19 protein-coding genes are annotated in these 14,435 nt (G+C 41.9%); 4 read left to right on the forward strand and 15 right to left on the reverse strand.

Translation table 11 applies throughout. From position 1 onward, the window contains the following. Positions 1-44: 44 nt before the first annotated feature. Entirely contained in the window at positions 45-1,160 is a 1,116-nt protein-coding gene (gpr, locus tag MHH26_RS10300) for a GPR endopeptidase (RefSeq protein WP_034661368.1), read from the reverse strand. A gap of 198 nt (positions 1,161-1,358) precedes the next feature. Here gpr and rpsT point away from each other — a divergent pair, with 198 nt between their 5' ends. Further along, complete coding sequence (rpsT, locus tag MHH26_RS10305) at positions 1,359-1,625, forward strand: 30S ribosomal protein S20 (protein ID WP_008342485.1); 267 nt, start codon at positions 1,359-1,361, stop codon at positions 1,623-1,625. 134 nt (positions 1,626-1,759) lie between these two features. On the opposite strand, the gene holA is transcribed toward rpsT, so the two are convergent. Continuing rightward, entirely contained in the window at positions 1,760-2,779 is a 1,020-nt protein-coding gene (holA, locus tag MHH26_RS10310) for a DNA polymerase III subunit delta (protein WP_060596647.1), read from the reverse strand. 237 nt (positions 2,780-3,016) lie between these two features. On the opposite strand from holA, the gene MHH26_RS10315 reads away from it, so the two are divergent. Continuing rightward, the gene (locus MHH26_RS10315) at positions 3,017-3,151 is read left to right on the forward strand and encodes a YqzM family protein (RefSeq protein WP_012010638.1); all 135 of its coding nucleotides are present in this window, start codon (positions 3,017-3,019) and stop codon (positions 3,149-3,151) included. Positions 3,152-3,190: 39 nt separating this feature from the next. On the opposite strand, the gene MHH26_RS10320 is transcribed toward MHH26_RS10315, so the two are convergent. The 3 genes from MHH26_RS10320 to MHH26_RS10330 all read right to left on the reverse strand — a co-directional run bounded on the left by MHH26_RS10320 (position 3,191) and on the right by MHH26_RS10330 (position 6,775). Then, entirely contained in the window at positions 3,191-5,518 is a 2,328-nt protein-coding gene (locus tag MHH26_RS10320; protein ID WP_340973816.1) for a DNA internalization-related competence protein ComEC/Rec2, read from the reverse strand. Continuing rightward, the gene (locus tag MHH26_RS10325; RefSeq protein WP_034661371.1) at positions 5,511-6,080 is read right to left on the reverse strand and encodes a ComE operon protein 2; all 570 of its coding nucleotides are present in this window, start codon (positions 6,078-6,080) and stop codon (positions 5,511-5,513) included. Before MHH26_RS10325 ends, MHH26_RS10320 begins: the two co-directional genes overlap by 8 nt. Positions 6,081-6,145: 65 nt before the next feature. After that, complete coding sequence (locus MHH26_RS10330; protein ID WP_340973353.1) at positions 6,146-6,775, reverse strand: helix-hairpin-helix domain-containing protein; 630 nt, start codon at positions 6,773-6,775, stop codon at positions 6,146-6,148. Positions 6,776-6,865: 90 nt separating this feature from the next. Here MHH26_RS10330 and comER point away from each other — a divergent pair, with 90 nt between their 5' ends. Further along, positions 6,866-7,714 (forward strand): late competence protein ComER, encoded by an 849-nt coding sequence (comER, locus tag MHH26_RS10335; RefSeq protein ID WP_106042452.1) that lies wholly within the window; start codon positions 6,866-6,868, stop codon positions 7,712-7,714. 48 nt (positions 7,715-7,762) lie between these two features. Here comER and MHH26_RS10340 read toward each other — a convergent pair whose 3' ends face one another. Genes MHH26_RS10340 through MHH26_RS10375 form a run of 8 tightly spaced genes read right to left on the reverse strand, consistent with a single transcriptional unit; the run spans position 7,763 to position 12,780 of the window. Then, positions 7,763-8,506, reverse strand: a complete 744-nt coding sequence (locus MHH26_RS10340) for a class I SAM-dependent DNA methyltransferase (RefSeq protein ID WP_340973354.1) — start codon at positions 8,504-8,506, stop codon at positions 7,763-7,765. Then, a complete protein-coding gene (gene rsfS, locus MHH26_RS10345) occupies positions 8,503-8,859 on the reverse strand; it encodes a ribosome silencing factor (protein ID WP_003217467.1) in 357 nt (118 codons plus the stop codon). Before rsfS ends, MHH26_RS10340 begins: the two co-directional genes overlap by 4 nt. Before the next feature lie 12 nt (positions 8,860-8,871). Then, complete coding sequence (yqeK, locus tag MHH26_RS10350; protein ID WP_334749798.1) at positions 8,872-9,435, reverse strand: bis(5'-nucleosyl)-tetraphosphatase (symmetrical) YqeK; 564 nt, start codon at positions 9,433-9,435, stop codon at positions 8,872-8,874. Further along, the gene (locus MHH26_RS10355) at positions 9,425-9,994 is read right to left on the reverse strand and encodes a nicotinate-nucleotide adenylyltransferase (protein WP_340973357.1); all 570 of its coding nucleotides are present in this window, start codon (positions 9,992-9,994) and stop codon (positions 9,425-9,427) included. Before MHH26_RS10355 ends, yqeK begins: the two co-directional genes overlap by 11 nt. A gap of 13 nt (positions 9,995-10,007) precedes the next feature. Continuing rightward, complete coding sequence (gene yhbY, locus MHH26_RS10360; protein WP_034661378.1) at positions 10,008-10,298, reverse strand: ribosome assembly RNA-binding protein YhbY; 291 nt, start codon at positions 10,296-10,298, stop codon at positions 10,008-10,010. Beyond that, a complete protein-coding gene (gene aroE, locus MHH26_RS10365) occupies positions 10,292-11,134 on the reverse strand; it encodes a shikimate dehydrogenase (RefSeq protein ID WP_340973358.1) in 843 nt (280 codons plus the stop codon). Before aroE ends, yhbY begins: the two co-directional genes overlap by 7 nt. Before the next feature lie 21 nt (positions 11,135-11,155). Further along, positions 11,156-12,256 (reverse strand): ribosome biogenesis GTPase YqeH, encoded by a 1,101-nt coding sequence (gene yqeH / locus MHH26_RS10370; RefSeq protein WP_034661381.1) that lies wholly within the window; start codon positions 12,254-12,256, stop codon positions 11,156-11,158. Between the two features lie 2 nt (positions 12,257-12,258). Further along, complete coding sequence (locus tag MHH26_RS10375; protein WP_034662006.1) at positions 12,259-12,780, reverse strand: YqeG family HAD IIIA-type phosphatase; 522 nt, start codon at positions 12,778-12,780, stop codon at positions 12,259-12,261. Between the two features lie 362 nt (positions 12,781-13,142). Here MHH26_RS10375 and MHH26_RS10380 point away from each other — a divergent pair, with 362 nt between their 5' ends. After that, a complete protein-coding gene (locus MHH26_RS10380) occupies positions 13,143-13,283 on the forward strand; it encodes a sporulation histidine kinase inhibitor Sda (protein ID WP_003217327.1) in 141 nt (46 codons plus the stop codon). A gap of 135 nt (positions 13,284-13,418) precedes the next feature. Here MHH26_RS10380 and MHH26_RS10385 read toward each other — a convergent pair whose 3' ends face one another. After that, on the reverse strand, positions 13,419-13,568 hold the full coding sequence (locus MHH26_RS10385; RefSeq protein WP_003217499.1) for a hypothetical protein: 150 nt from the start codon (positions 13,566-13,568) through the stop codon (positions 13,419-13,421). A gap of 78 nt (positions 13,569-13,646) precedes the next feature. Continuing rightward, positions 13,647-14,375, reverse strand: coding sequence for an SGNH/GDSL hydrolase family protein (locus tag MHH26_RS10390; protein ID WP_223249890.1), 729 nt, complete (start codon positions 14,373-14,375; stop codon positions 13,647-13,649). Between the last annotated feature and the right edge of the window lie 60 nt (positions 14,376-14,435).

Here is a 14,435-nt window from a genome sequence, read left to right on the forward strand (position 1 = left end):
TTCTAGTAATTACACTATGAGCGAGCTAGAGAAAGTAGAACCGATTAATGATTATAAGAACCCATGTTATCTTGAGAGATTTTTTGATGGAGTGCTGTATTTAATCCATTGGCGAGTACGTTTGCCATATCATCAATGAATGTATCCACTTCCTTAGGCGTGACCATTAAATTTTGCCCTAGCGGCGCAAGTACTTCATGGATCAGCTGCCGTTTCTCTTCTTCCGGAAGAGTCCCTACGATACCTAAAAATGATTGACGCGTTTCCTCATCTGGTAAGTCTTCTTCGTTTAGCACTTTTTTCTTCCCAAAAGTCAAACCAGCCGGCACAAGAGAGCGGGACGGCCGGTCATCTTTCAGTTCTCTACCAAAATGCTTTAAGACATAATCAATTGTGTCACTTGCAATGGTTACTGCATCTACCACTGTTGGAACGCCAATCGCAATCACTGGAATTCCCAACGTTTCTTTGCTTAATTCTTTCCGCTTATTCCCTACACCTGAACCGGGATGGATGCCTGTATCAGAGATTTGAATCGTGGTATTCACCCGTTCCACTGCACGAGCAGCAAGAGCATCGATTGCAATGACAAAATCAGGTTTGGACCGCTCGATTACACCTTGTATAATGTCGCTTGTTTCAATACCGGTCAGTCCCATCACTCCCGGTGATAAAGAGGACACTGGGCGATACCCTTCCTGTACATTTTCCGGCTGCAATTCAAAGAGATGCCTTGTCACAAGCAGGCTTTCAACCGTGAGCGGGCCTAGCGCATCTGGCGTGACATTCCAGTTTCCTAGTCCTACTACAAGACAGCTCGCATCAGCCTGAATGCCTCGGTCTTTTAAAAACTGAGCAAAATGACGCGCAAATACTTCGACGACTTTTTCCTGCATCTCAGAATCTTTCTCCCGAATGCCCTGCGCCTCAAGCGTCAAGTATGTTCCTGCCTTTTTGCTGGTGAGCTCCTCCCCTTCTTTCGTGATCTCCACTGTGCGTATACGGATGCCGTGCTCCTCTTTTTCCTTTTCGACAATCCCTTGAATTCCGTCCTTTTTGACGACATTCGGATCGTTCTCTTGTTCTAGTATCTCTTTTGTTTCAACAGCCAAGTCTGTCCGGATTTGATAAGCACTTAAATCAAGTTTCTGTTTCTCCATAAAAAGACTCCTTCCACCAAGTAATTAACAGTAGTCTTTCCATCTCTTTAAAGAAACATTCGAGCGCTTCATCAATGAAAAATACTTTACATTTATATTGCATTCTAAAGGTGTGTTTGATAGAATACAACTTGTTCTATTGTGAAGATTTAACCTTAAGACAATTGTGTTTAGGTTGTATCTTAGGAGGTGAAACACATGCCAAATATTAAATCAGCGATCAAACGTACAAAAACGAATAACGAACGCCGTGCACACAACGCAACAATCAAGTCTGCGATGCGTACTGCGATTAAACAAGTTGAAGTTTCTGTAGCTAACAACGATGCTGAGCAAGCAAAAGCTGCTCTTTCTTCTGCTGCAAAACGCATTGACAAAGCCGTTAAAACTGGTCTTGTACACAAAAACGCAGCTGCGCGTTACAAGTCAAGACTTGCTAAACAAGTAAACGGACTTTCTGCATAATGCTTGCAACGCCTCAGTGATGAGGCAACTGTTTAACTGTACGTCCGTCCTGACCGGCTCAGCCATTAGGACAGACTGGCAATTATACATCTAAACAAAAACGACCCTCTTTTTAGAAGGTCGTTTTTTTATGTTCAAGCGCCCAATAGTCGAAGCAGGAACAATTCTAACAATAGCTGCTTGTCCTTTTTACCGGTTTTCATTTCATAATCGATCGTTGATAGCTCTTTGACAATCTGCTTGAGCTCTTCTTCTGAAAACAGCCTTGCCTGATCCATAGCAAGTTTGACGCGGAATGGGTGGACTTTTAGATTTGAAGCAATTTGTTTTTGCCCATATCCTTGCTGAGCGAAATACTTCGTCTGCAAAATCAATCGAAATTGGGTTGATATGAGTGCTAATATTTTAATGGGTTCCTCATTTTGTTTCAGCAAATCATAAAACATCTGCATGGCCTCAGAGCGGCGTCTGTTGACAATTTGGTTAATTAATTCGAAAATATTCTGCTCTAAGCTTCTTGCAACGAGCTGATTGACATCCGCTAATTCAATTTCTTCTCGTTCTCCAATATATGTACTCAGCTTCCTGACCTCTTGAAACAATGAGGATAGACTCCCACCGCATAGCATCACAAGCTGCTCAGCCGCTTCAGATGTCATCGCCTTTCCTTCTGTTTTCACCAGTGTAATGGTGAAATCCGTTGTTTCTTTTGGGTTTAACTCTTTTGCCTCAACCATAGCCGCTTTCTTTTTTAGCAATTTGGTGATTTTCTTCCGTTCATCCAGCTTTTCATATGGTGCTAATAACACGAGAATGGTATAAGGCGCCGGCTTTTCTAAATAAGCTTCTAACACAGAAAGCTCATGCTCAATCTTCTCCTTTTTCTTTTCCGCTGTAAGAAAATAAGGATTCTTGATCACAACGAGCCGCCTTTCTCCCATAAACGGAAAGGTTTCTGCATCCGTCACAGCCTGTTCAAGCGGCACCTCTTCCATATCAAAGACGGAGTAATTAAAATCCTTCGTCTCCTCGTCTACTACAGCTTGTCTTAATTTAGCTGCTGTTTCTTGCAGTAAATACGTTTCTTTTCCATATAAGCAATAAACGGGATGGATATCCCCTCTTTTTAAATTGTTCCAAACTTCAAAGACCATAAATTGAATCCCTCTCTTTCACTTCCTCCTCTATCCTAAAGTGTGTGAAGACATTAGTAAAGAGGAAGCTGAAAGTGCCGCCTCCTCATTTATAGTAAACGTCTGGTGCAAGCTCCCGGGTCAGCTCGCTGTCAGACGATATTCATAAAATGATCATGAAAATGGAAAACGGTTACTTTACCTTCTAGCAATTCCAAATGAGTTCAAGTATACTAAAATTAGCCAGGAGGGATGAAAATGAATGAATTTGAAAAAAATGTTCAAAGCAAGCGGAATGATGTGACCGACTCAGCCGTTGGTTTTATCGTCACATTCGGATTTTTCGCCTCAATGTTTATTTTGGCAACAATTATACACCTCGTTGGATCTTAACTTCATGATTGCTAAATGACTGCCGTTTTGGCAGTTTTTTTATTGATTTTGTAAGATATCATATGGAGGTTGCGTGTAAAACGTTCCTTTCTTCTCAAGAAATTCATAGGTCACACTTCCGTCTCGATCTGTGCGGTACACCTCCATTTGATGATCCTTTAGTTTTTTCAAAACTTCCTGATGAGGATGCTGATAACGATTGCGTTCACCAGCCGAAATGAGTGCATAGGACGGCTCCAGATGTCGAAGCCACTCCTCACTTGTTGACCCTTTACTGCCATGATGCCCAACCTTTAAGACATCCGCTCGCAGGTGGGGATAGGCTTCTATGATGTCTCGTTCCCCTTCTTGTTCAAGGTCTCCAGTGAACAGAAAACGTTTCCCACCAAGAGTAAAAGCTAGAACGAGTGAATCATTGTTCTTACTTGTCACCCGGTCTTGCGAAGGGTGCAGAACCTCAAATATGTGCTCTCCAACTCGGAGCTGATCTCCTCTTTCTAATTCATCAATAAATATCCCTTTTTTAGCTGCTTCTTTTAGCAGCTTTGCGTCCTCTGGACTTCGGGCAAAGCCTTTTGGTATGGCCAGCCGCTTTACTTTATTTCGGTTGATTAAACGAACCGCTTCTCCCATGTGGTCTTGATCTGCATGCGTAAGAATCAGCACATCAAGTTTTGCTATACCTTTAGAATGCAGAAACGGGATCAGCGTTTGATCACCGATCGTAGATACTTTACGTCTTTTTTTCCACGGTTCCTCTTCAAAAGAAAGTCTGCCCCCTGTATCCACAAGCAGATGCCCCTTTCGATAGGGCAGTTGAATAAACAAACTATCCCCCTGCCCTACATCCAGCATCGTGACCTCCCCTTTTTGGAGAAAGTTCGGAGTAAAAAAGTGTACACTCAAAACACCAATAAAAAAAAGAATTGGCACAGAATAGGATTTCACAGAAGCTTTGCACTCCATCACAAACAGCAGAAAAACAATGGCACTCACTTCCAGAAGAATATGCCACCAAGTAGATTTCATAAAAATCAAGTTAAACCCATCAAAAACTGCCATATGTGCTGACAACTGATGACTTAGCTGGATGACCGAATCAAGCAGCTGGAACAATGCTTGTCCAAGAGGGAGATAAATGATGGACAAAAGAAAAAAGAGTAAGGACAGAGGCAGGACAACCGTCGTATAAAAAGGGACAAACATCATATTCAATGGGATGCTCAGCAAAGAAAATTGCTGAAAATGATATAAAAGAACAGGAAGCGAGGCAAGCTGCGCAACAAAGGATATAAGGAATAACTGCATCACTGCACTTTTCGCTTGTGATAAGATTTTGGTCGATAACAAAATAAAGAACGTTACCACGAATGAAAGCTGAAATCCGATATCAAATAGATATAGAGGATGAATCGCTAATAAGAGTAAAAACGTTGCACTTAATACGACAGCAGAAGGCTGTTTCATTTTTTTCGGCAGGCTCGTCATCACTAAATAGATTCCTGCCATGAGACAAGCTCTTAAAACCGATGGTGCAGCACCTGTCAAACAAGCATAAACAGGAAGAAAGCATAATAGAAGAATACGTGCTGTCTCTCTTGTCACACCGGCACGAAGCAGACACCAAAATAAACAGGCAAGAAGCGTTTGCACATGCAGTCCTGAGATCGCTAACAGATGAATAATGCCGAGCATTTGATAGTCTCTTAATGTGTCAGGATCAATCAACTCACGGTCACCAAAAATAAGGGCCTGTACAATGCCTACAGAGTTTTTTGGCACATGATCTTCTAAGAATTTTAAGCCCTTTTGCCTCATCGCTTGAAGATAATAGGAAGGTCTGTTTTTTTTTGCACAGCCTTTGATTGACTGCGGTAAGAAAATGGCGCTAATAGCTTTTGATTTTAGAAATTGATCGTATTGAAACCCGTTAGGAATGGTTGCCTGTTTAGGCGGCCGAACTTCACCTGTCATATGACAGCTCATACCTGGCTCTACATCTTTTAGCGCCTCTTTTTCACGCTCTGTTTGAATGGTATAGAAAGCAGCTAGCCGTTCATGTTCTGTAGACACAGTTGCTGAAAAACGATTGCCATCTGTCTTCGGAATACTTTCAATCACAACGGAGCCGGAAAGAAATTTTTCTTGTACAGGTTGATCCGTTTCAAAAAACTCATGAACCATAAAAATAAGAGTATAAACAGCTCCACATAGGCTGACCATCAGAAAGAGCCGGGGAATTTTTTTCAGTAGGCTGAGAAGTAATATGATGAGAAGAAGGAGAAGGAAATACACATGAAGATGATATGCAGCCAGAGCAATTCCAACAGCTGCTGAAATTGCCCCAAACGGCAAATAATTAAACATAGGAAGTAAATAATTGATTCGCCTTCTCATGCATAACGCGAATTTCTGTTTCACTAAGTCCTGATTCACTTAGCTTGCCAATTAAATCTGCAACAAAGGCCAATTTTTCTTGATTTTTTAAGTCGATGATCATTTCATCCAGTTCAACTTGTTCCGTTTGAACACCTGCCTGCTCAAATAAATCAACGGCATATGGGTGATTTTTATAATCCTTTGCATAGTACACGGTTCGAATACCTGCTTGAATAATGGCTTTACAGCACTGCAAACAAGGAAAATGCGTGACATATATTTCAGCATCCGCTGTAGGTGCACCAAATTTGGCACATTGTAAAATAGCGTTCATTTCCGCATGGATGGTGCGAACGCAGTGATGATCAATGACATAGCATCCCACATCTGCACAGTGGACATCACCAGCAATTGAGCCATTATATCCCCCTGCAATGATACGCTTGTCTCTGACGATGGTCGCCCCAACAGCTAACCGCTCACAGGTGCTTCGTAAAGCAAGCAAATGGCTTTGTGCCATAAAATATTGATTCCATGAAATTCTTTCCACGAGCTGATCCCTCCAGAATGATGGTTGGTATTAAGTGTACATGCCTTCCTTCTATACCGTCAATTCTACTTAACGGTCAATTCACTTTTCAGCCGTTCAATGGTCTTCTCCCCAAAACCTGAAATGTTCCGCAAATCTTCAATTTGTTGAAATTCTCCGTGTTCCTCTCTGTACGTAATGATGGCTTCTGCTTTAGCTGGCCCTATTCCGTTAATGGTTTGCAATTCCGCAGCATCAGCCTGATTGACATTGACACCTTGACTCTTTTCTTTACCCGATGGAGCGTCAGCAGCTGCTATTTGTGTCTGCCTCTCCGCTTCTCCCTGCTTCCGGACATAAATCATCATACTGTCCTCTAATTTTGCTGCTTGATTGATTTCAACCGTGTCTGCTTTACTAGTAAAGCCCCCTGCTCTCCGAATCGCTTCTTCTACCCGTGCATCAGATTGAAACGTATAAACCCCTGGCTTTTTCACAGCTCCTTTGACCTCTACAAAAATGGGAGATGATTCATGATCGGTCTTTTCTCGTTTGTCTTCTAATGTGACTTGTATGTCTTTATCTTCCTTCAATACACTTGGATCTCTGCTGCTCTCCCTATTTCCTGCGAAAAGGAAGAAAGTGATGATGATCACGACCATGAGCCCAGCTCCGATATAAAGACTGTATTTTTTCAATGGAATGAGTCGCTTCACGTGCTCACGCTTCTTTCAATCATATTTTTCTATTGCTCAACATACTGTTTAGAAGATAACAGATCCTATGCGTCTAAGGAGGGAGAACGTTTGAATATCGGGATAATCGGTACAGGAAACATGGGTACCATACTTACTGAGGCATTTATTGAATCAAAGGCAGTCAATCCCTCATCCATCACCATCACAAACCGGACCATTGAAAAAGCGTTCAATATAAAAAAGAACCACCCAGAGCTTGAAGTTACGAAACAGCTTACAGGAGCTGTCACGAATAAAGATTTTATCTTTGTTTGTGTCAAACCACTTGATATTTATCCACTTTTAAAAGAGCTGAGCCCTCTTTTAACAGAGCACCAAACCATTGTCATCATCACAAGCCCGGTACATCCTGAACAGCTTCAGGATATCGTTCCTTGTCAAACAGCCCGGCTGATTCCAAGCATTACGAACCGCGCTTTATCAGGGGCGTCACTTTTAACATTTGGATCGTCATGCAATGTCGCGACGAAAACAGCGTTAAGACAGTTAGCTTCCTGCATTTCAACACCCATTGAGATTCATCATTCGATTACAAGAGCGGCGTCAGATATCGTCAGCTGCGGTCCTGCCTTTATCAGCTTTCTCGTTCAGAAAATGATTGAAGCAGCTGTCGAAGAAACAGATATTTCTAAAGAAGAAGCCACCACCTTATCAGAAGATATGCTTGTAGGACTTGGCCGTTTGATTGAAAAAAGAGTCTATACCCTTCCGACACTGCAAGACAAAGTGTGTGTTAAAGGCGGCGTCACTGGTGAAGGGATTAAAGCACTTGAAGCAGGTGTTCAAGATATGTTTCACCGCCTCTTTCAAAACACCCATGAAAAATTCGATGAAGACCTTGAAGCGGTTGCGCATCAATACCCGCCAAGTGTGTTTACTGATGATCGCAGAAATTAATCATCTCTGCAACAAGCGAAAAAAGGGTTTTAAAAAACCATCGTTCCATTAAACGATGGTTTTTGGTTTCTTAGCTGAAATGAAATATCTTTCGGCGAATTCCCCAGGGACTTCATTTGTAAAATCAGCGGTCACTTCTATCTGTTCAAAGCCAGCGGACTCAAGGAACGCCGCATATGTCTCAAATGGAAATGTACGCTGTTCATGTGTCTCATCATAACGCTGATACACGTCTCCGTCCTTTACAAAAAAGCTTAAATCGTGAATGACCGAATACACGTCATCCCCTTTATCACTCTGCCAAATATAGCTGATCTCTTCATCTTGATCGGCATAAGTCGAACCTGGGAATACCTCTTCCATTTTATAAGGTGTATGAACATCAAAGAGTAAAACCCCATCTTCCTCTAAAAGCTGAAACATGTTTTTAAAGGTTTTTTTGACGTCATTTTCGTTTTTTAAGTAATTCAAGGAATCACAGCAAATAACCGCTGCTTGAAAGACTTGCTCAAAACCCGTAAGCTCTCTCATATCTTGATGTAAAAATTGAATGGACTGCTTTTTCGCCTGTGCTTTTTGCTGCGCGAAGACCAGCATTTCTTCACTGAGGTCAATTCCTGTGACTGTGTGGCCCTTTTCAGCTAACCGAAGAGAAATCTCTCCAGTTCCACAGCCAACATCAATAATGGCAGCATTCGGCTTGATATTCTGCTGGATCCACTGAACCCATTCATCATAAGGTGCATGTGTCATGAGCTCGTCATACACACCTGCAAACCCTTGATAAATCATGAGTTAATGCCAAGTGAAAGCGTTTCTCTCGGCGCATCTCCCCATAGCTTCTCTAGGTTGTAGTATCCTCTTTCTTCTTTGTGGAACACATGGGCAATGACATCACCAAGATCAATCAATACCCATCTTGCTTCATCAAAGCCTTCCATCTTCTTCACTTCGATTCCACTTTCCTCTGCAAGATGTTTTACTTCTCTTGCAATGGCCTGCACTTGCTTATCAGAGTTCCCGTGACAAATGAGAAAATAATCGGCAACAAGTGAGATTCCTTGCATATTAAGGGCAATAATATCCTCAGCCCGTTTATCATCGCACGCTCCTGCCGCGACGTTTAAAATTGATGATGAATCCATCCAAATTCCTCCTTAGTTGTTCTTATGCACAAGCGAGTTGTAAGTAGCAAGCGTATCTGGAAAGACCGGCTGATTCTTTTTCATTAAAAAGCTGATGGTGTTTTTTAGTGACTGAACCAGCGCGCTATCCAAATCATGCTCTGCTAACTCTCTTACTTCTTCGACACCAGGGAAATGACGACCTGGTTCGATATAATCAGCGACATAAATGACTTTATCAAGTAATGTCATGTTTGGTCTGCCTGATGTATGAAATTCAATGGCAGTTAAAATATCTTGATCGTCAATTCCAGCTTCCTTTTTAACCAGATAAGCACCAACCGGGGCATGCCAAAGCTCAGGCGAATATTCAAGCAATAGAGGGTTCATCTGTTCCTTCTGGATAATTCCCTTCATTTCTTCCTTTGGTCTAAATTTCGCATAATCATGAAAAATAGCGGCGATCTCTGCTTTTTTCACATCTGCACCGAACCGTTCCGCTAATGAAATGGCTGTACTCATGACCCCGAGTGTATGTGTATATCTATGCTCTGTTAACTGCTCTTTGACACAGTTCAATGCTTCTTCACGATTCATATAAATGATGCTCCTTTATATAACGCTCAACAGCTTTCGGTATCAAATAATCGACAGGTTTTTCCTGCTTTATTCGCTGCCTAATCAATGTCGATGATACATCAAAAGCTGGAACATCTGCAAATAAAAGAGGATATGCCGTACTTCCGGCATAACCCGGTCTTTTCATCCCAATAAAGGTGATCATCTGAAGCAAATCATCAATCCGATGCCATTTTGGCAAATACTCGACCATGTCCGCTCCAATCATAAAAAAGAACTCATCTTCAGGATGACGCTTCTTTAAAAGCTCCACCGTATCCACTGTATAAGATGGTCCCTCTCGCTCCATTTCAATGAGCTCCAGCCGAAAATAAGGATTTGACCGGATCGCCGCTTCCACCATTTTCACCCGGTGACGACTATCTGCTCGTTTCCGGTCTGTTTTATGAGGGGGCTTGTGATTTGGGATAAACCACATTTCATCAAGCCCCACTTGAAAACGCACTTCATTCGCCATCAGCAAATGACCATTATGAGGAGGATCAAACGTACCGCCGAACAATCCTATTTTTTTCATATCACATCCACCTTTACGGCAGCTTAATTTGTTTATTTTCCTTCGATTCTTTATAAAGGACAATCACATTTCCGATCGTTTGAACAAGTTCAGCTTTTGCACCTTTTACAAGTGCTTTCGCAACTTCCGTTTTGTCCTCGTCGCAGTTTTGTAATACGCTGACCTTTAACAGTTCTCTTACTTCAAGCGCCTCGGAAATTTGCTTGATCATATTGTCATTTACCCCGCCTTTTCCTACTTGAAAAATAGGTGATAAATGATGTGCTTTTGCACGTAAAAAACGTTTTTGTTTCCCTTTTAACATGGTGTTCCTCCTAATTTCTCTATTACAATTGACTTCATTTTTCTGGCATCAGGCGTGATGCCTGTCCACAGTTCAAAGGCTCTTGCTGCTTGTCCAACAAACATGCCGACACCATCTACTGTTTTCAAACCTAACCCGGCTGCTTCTTTGAGCAGCTTTGTTTCTATTGGATTATACACAATATCACAAACGACCGCTGTTTTTTTTGCGTTTGCTAAAGAAATCGGGGTTTCTTCAACATTCGGGTACATACCGATTGAGGTCGTATGGATGATGACATCATATTCCCCAAGTCGTTCTTCTGCTGTCTTTAAAGTAATGGCACTAGATGTGATGTTCCCATCTGCACTTTCAATTAAAGCCTCAGCTTTTTCAATGGTGCGGTTGGTGATATCAAAGCTTTTCGGTGCATAGTTAGCGATTGTCGTATAAATCGCTCTTGCTGCTCCGCCAGCACCAATCATTAGAAATGACAGCTCTGTTAAAGGCTGATCCAAGGCTTCAAGCAATGAATGAAGAAAGCCCTCTCCATCTGTGTTGTACCCGACGAGCTGACCTCCTTCAAGCCGCACCGTATTGACTGCACGCAGGCGTTCAGCTGTCACATCAATTTTATCAAGGTACTGCATAATGTCTACCTTGTGCGGAACAGTGACGTTAAAGCCGCTTATTCCTAAGGCTTTCATACCGCGAATGGCATCTTTAAGGTCTTCGTCTTCTACTTGAAAGCCATGATAATGTCCATCAATCCCAGCATCCTTCAATGCTGCATTATGAATATCCGGAGACATTGAATGACCAACAGGGTTACCGATTAATCCGTATAAAGGTTTCAAGGTCTCTCCCCCTTTGAACATTTAAATTAACGAACGTCTCATAAACACATGAACGCCTTTTGGCGCATAGACTTTGATTTGCTTCCCTGCATCATTTGCCGTTACCCATCCTAAGCCTGAAAAGACGATGTCCATTTTCGGCTGATCAATCGTAAAGGTATGCGGAACGAGCGGAGGGAAATCTTCCATCCCCTCTTTTGATGGCGGTGATAGCAGTTCTCCGGCATGTTTTTCATATAAATCATCTGCGTTCTCTAACTTTGTTCTGTGTATGTTCAGCTCATTTGGCATATAGCAGACAAATGACGTTCTGCCGCCTTTTACATAATCAAATCGAGCAAGCCCGCCAAAATAAAGCGTTTGTGCTTCATTTAATTGGAACGTTCTCGGTTTCAATTCTTTTTTCGGCGTTAAGATCTTCAAGTCATTTTTGCTGACATAGTGCGCCATCTGATGGCGGTTGATAATGCCCGGCGTATCGAATAAAGCAGACCCGTCATCAAGCGGGATCTCAATGGCATCAAGTGTTGTACCTGGATATTGGGATGTGGTGATCACGTTCTCTTCGCCAGATACTTCTTTGATGATTCGATTGATAAATGTGGATTTTCCAACATTCGTACAGCCGACGACATAGACATTTCTTCCTTCGCGGTAATGATCGATCGCTTCCATCACCTCAGGTACGCCCTGACCTCTGCTTGCACTGATTAAGAAAACATCGATCGGGTTTAATCCGTTTTCTTTCGCTTCCCGTTTCATCCAATGAATCAGACGATCTTTTTTCACGGATTTCGGTAAAATATCTACTTTATTGCCGACGAGTAAAATCGGATTACCACCGACAATACGACTCAGCCCATTGATCCAGCTTCCGTTAAAGTCAAAAATATCAACGACCTTTACAATCAGAGAATCTGTCTCTCCAATGCTGTGCAATATATTTAAAAAGTCGTCTTCTGTTAAAGAAACATCTTGTATTTCATTGTAGTTCTTTAACCTAAAACAGCGCTGACAGATCACATCTTCTTTCAATAGAGATGCTGCCGGCGCATATCCTAATTGATCTTTATCTTCCGTCTGAATGGCTACACCGCAGCCAATACAAACAACCTTTTCCATTATTACTCTTCCTCCCACTGAATGTGGCCCTTACGCTTTAAGGCTCCTAAAATTCTGCGTTCAATCTGCCTGTTAAACTTGGTGAAAAATCCGTCCGAGGCAGCGACAGGGACGACCAAAATCGTATGGAAGCCATGACGATTCCCGCCTAGTACATCGGTCATGAGCTGATCCCCAATGACCACCACATCTTCTTTTTTCAATTGCATATCAGAGACTGCCTTATTAAAGGCTCTTCCCATAGGCTTTTTCGCTTTATAAATAAACGGGATATGAACTGGTTCAGAAAAAAGCTTGACCCTTTTTTCATTATTGTTCGATACAATCGTCACTTGTATCCCGTGATCCTTCATTTCTTGAAACCATTCAATTAAGCGGGGCGTCGCACTTGGACGGTCCCATTCTACTAGTGTGTTATCTAAATCGGTAATAATTCCTTTTACATTTCGTTCTTTTAGTTTTTGCGGTGAAATGTGGAAAATGCTTTTCACAAATTCATCCGGTAAGAAATACTTCTTTAGCACAATTTGCACCCTTTCTTCCATTGGTTTTTCAGCGATGGTGTCGAATCAAATCACAATTTGTCTGTCTATCGAATACAATGAAAAAGTTTTCGACATATGACGAGGACCTTCAACAGGTGTGGATAATTTTACACACATTATCCACCTATATTTCATCACGCTTTCATTCAATTATAAACACTCTACCCACAAGTTATCCACTTCACCATGTGGATAACAGAACGATTGTTCTTGTTTCCCATTCATGGTAGATTAAAGGTACTTCAGAGACATTCGATCAACCTATGATGATATGTCTTTTCCTTAAGTTTTATGCCAACTTTTTCAGGGGAGGTGTTTTTCCCATCATATGGGTTTCTAGTATGAAAAAGCTGTCAGATGATTTACTTATAGAATCGTATTATAAAGCAAATGAAATGAACTTAAATCGCGACTTCATTGAATTAATTGAGACAGAAATGAAAAGACGTTCGCTCGGGCATATGCTCTCTGTTTCCTCTTAATTCCATTTCGCAGGAACCATGCCTCCCGAGCACTCTCCTTTTTTAAACTCAGGTGACTGATATTATATCACTTGCGCTATAGGCTTACTACTATTTTCCGTAAAAAACACCCCTTCTCATCAAAGAAGAGGTGTCTTATTTGCAAGGCTGTTCATTCCAAAACCATAACCCTCCGCCTACGACCAAAATGACCACAAGGAACACAACAAGAAAAGCGTAACCGATTCCTGCTCCTTGAGCTGGATAAGGTGAACACGCAGGGTAAGGATAAGGGCATCCCCACATATCAGTTACCTCCTTCTAGGAAGATATACTGTTAGACTATGCTGGTTGGATGGTCTTGTTTAGGCAGATGGCCATCATTTAAAAATGTTTGATAACATCACGCTCTTTGATTTCGTTATAAATAATTCTTGCCCCTTTTGGCGTCATATGATTGCCAGAAGGGTCGATCAAACCTGATTGAATCAGCGCATTGTCACTATCTTCACCAGCTTCACGGATGAACGCTTTCCAATTGTCGACAAGCGGTACTTGCTGATCCTTGGCTATTTCTCTCGTAATGTCATTATAGGAATTTTGCCAAGCTCTTGCCCCGCCTCTCTCAGCAAAATAAGATGACTTATACCTAGAGTAGTAATACAAGCCCTTTTTTCCGCCTTCTACAACAGGTACACAGGTCATGAGAATCGGGGTAATGCCTTCTTTTCTACTTTCAGAAATGAAGTAGGATACATTTTCTTTAAATCGTTTTTTCGTCACGCGGGGATGTTTCCCATCTAAAATCGCCGCATCATTCGTACCGAACATGATGAGGACGTAAGTTGGTTTCTGCTTTAAAATATCCTGCTCAAAGCGAAGCTTCGCGTCTTCAGTTGTCTGCCCGCCAATGCCTGCATTCTTCACTTGAATTTGGCCGCGCTCGACGTTTTTCATGAGATTCACCCATTTTTCAGATGTTGGATAATCTCGAAAGTCCCAGTTTGATCCCCTTGTATTGCTGTCGCCAAATGCAATGACACTTTCTTGTTCTGGCTTTGAGCACCCAGCAGCGACACAAAGCAGGATAAAAAGGACAACACATTTCTTCACAACATTCACCTCCAAAAGCCCTCTTCATATAGTAAACGACAAGACTTTTGGTTTCAATGA

This window comes from Bacillus sp. FSL K6-2839 (assembly GCF_038003365.1).
In the GTDB taxonomy this organism is placed as follows: domain Bacteria; phylum Bacillota; class Bacilli; order Bacillales; family Bacillaceae; genus Bacillus.

Excerpts from the sequence above, each read along its gene's own strand:
- gpr (WP_034661368.1), bottom strand. The coding sequence starts at position 1,160 with ATGGAGAAACAGAAACTTGATTTAAGTGCTTATCAAATCCGGACAGAC.
- yqeK (WP_334749798.1), bottom strand. The coding sequence starts at position 9,435 with ATGAATCGTGAAGAAGCATTGAACTGTGTCAAAGAGCAGTTAACAGAG.
- MHH26_RS10380 (WP_003217327.1), top strand. The coding sequence starts at position 13,143 with ATGAAAAAGCTGTCAGATGATTTACTTATAGAATCGTATTATAAAGCA.
- MHH26_RS10340 (WP_340973354.1), bottom strand. The coding sequence starts at position 8,506 with ATGATTTATCAAGGGTTTGCAGGTGTGTATGACGAGCTCATGACACAT.
- holA (WP_060596647.1), bottom strand. The coding sequence starts at position 2,779 with ATGGTCTTTGAAGTTTGGAACAATTTAAAAAGAGGGGATATCCATCCC.
- MHH26_RS10320 (WP_340973816.1), bottom strand. The coding sequence starts at position 5,518 with ATGTTTAATTATTTGCCGTTTGGGGCAATTTCAGCAGCTGTTGGAATT.
- yhbY (WP_034661378.1), bottom strand. The coding sequence starts at position 10,298 with ATGTTAAAAGGGAAACAAAAACGTTTTTTACGTGCAAAAGCACATCAT.
- MHH26_RS10355 (WP_340973357.1), bottom strand. The coding sequence starts at position 9,994 with ATGAAAAAAATAGGATTGTTCGGCGGTACGTTTGATCCTCCTCATAAT.
- yqeH (WP_034661381.1), bottom strand. The coding sequence starts at position 12,256 with ATGGAAAAGGTTGTTTGTATTGGCTGCGGTGTAGCCATTCAGACGGAA.
- rsfS (WP_003217467.1), bottom strand. The coding sequence starts at position 8,859 with ATGGATTCATCATCAATTTTAAACGTCGCGGCAGGAGCGTGCGATGAT.
- rpsT (WP_008342485.1), top strand. The coding sequence starts at position 1,359 with ATGCCAAATATTAAATCAGCGATCAAACGTACAAAAACGAATAACGAA.
- MHH26_RS10315 (WP_012010638.1), top strand. The coding sequence starts at position 3,017 with ATGAATGAATTTGAAAAAAATGTTCAAAGCAAGCGGAATGATGTGACC.
- MHH26_RS10385 (WP_003217499.1), bottom strand. The coding sequence starts at position 13,568 with ATGTGGGGATGCCCTTATCCTTACCCTGCGTGTTCACCTTATCCAGCT.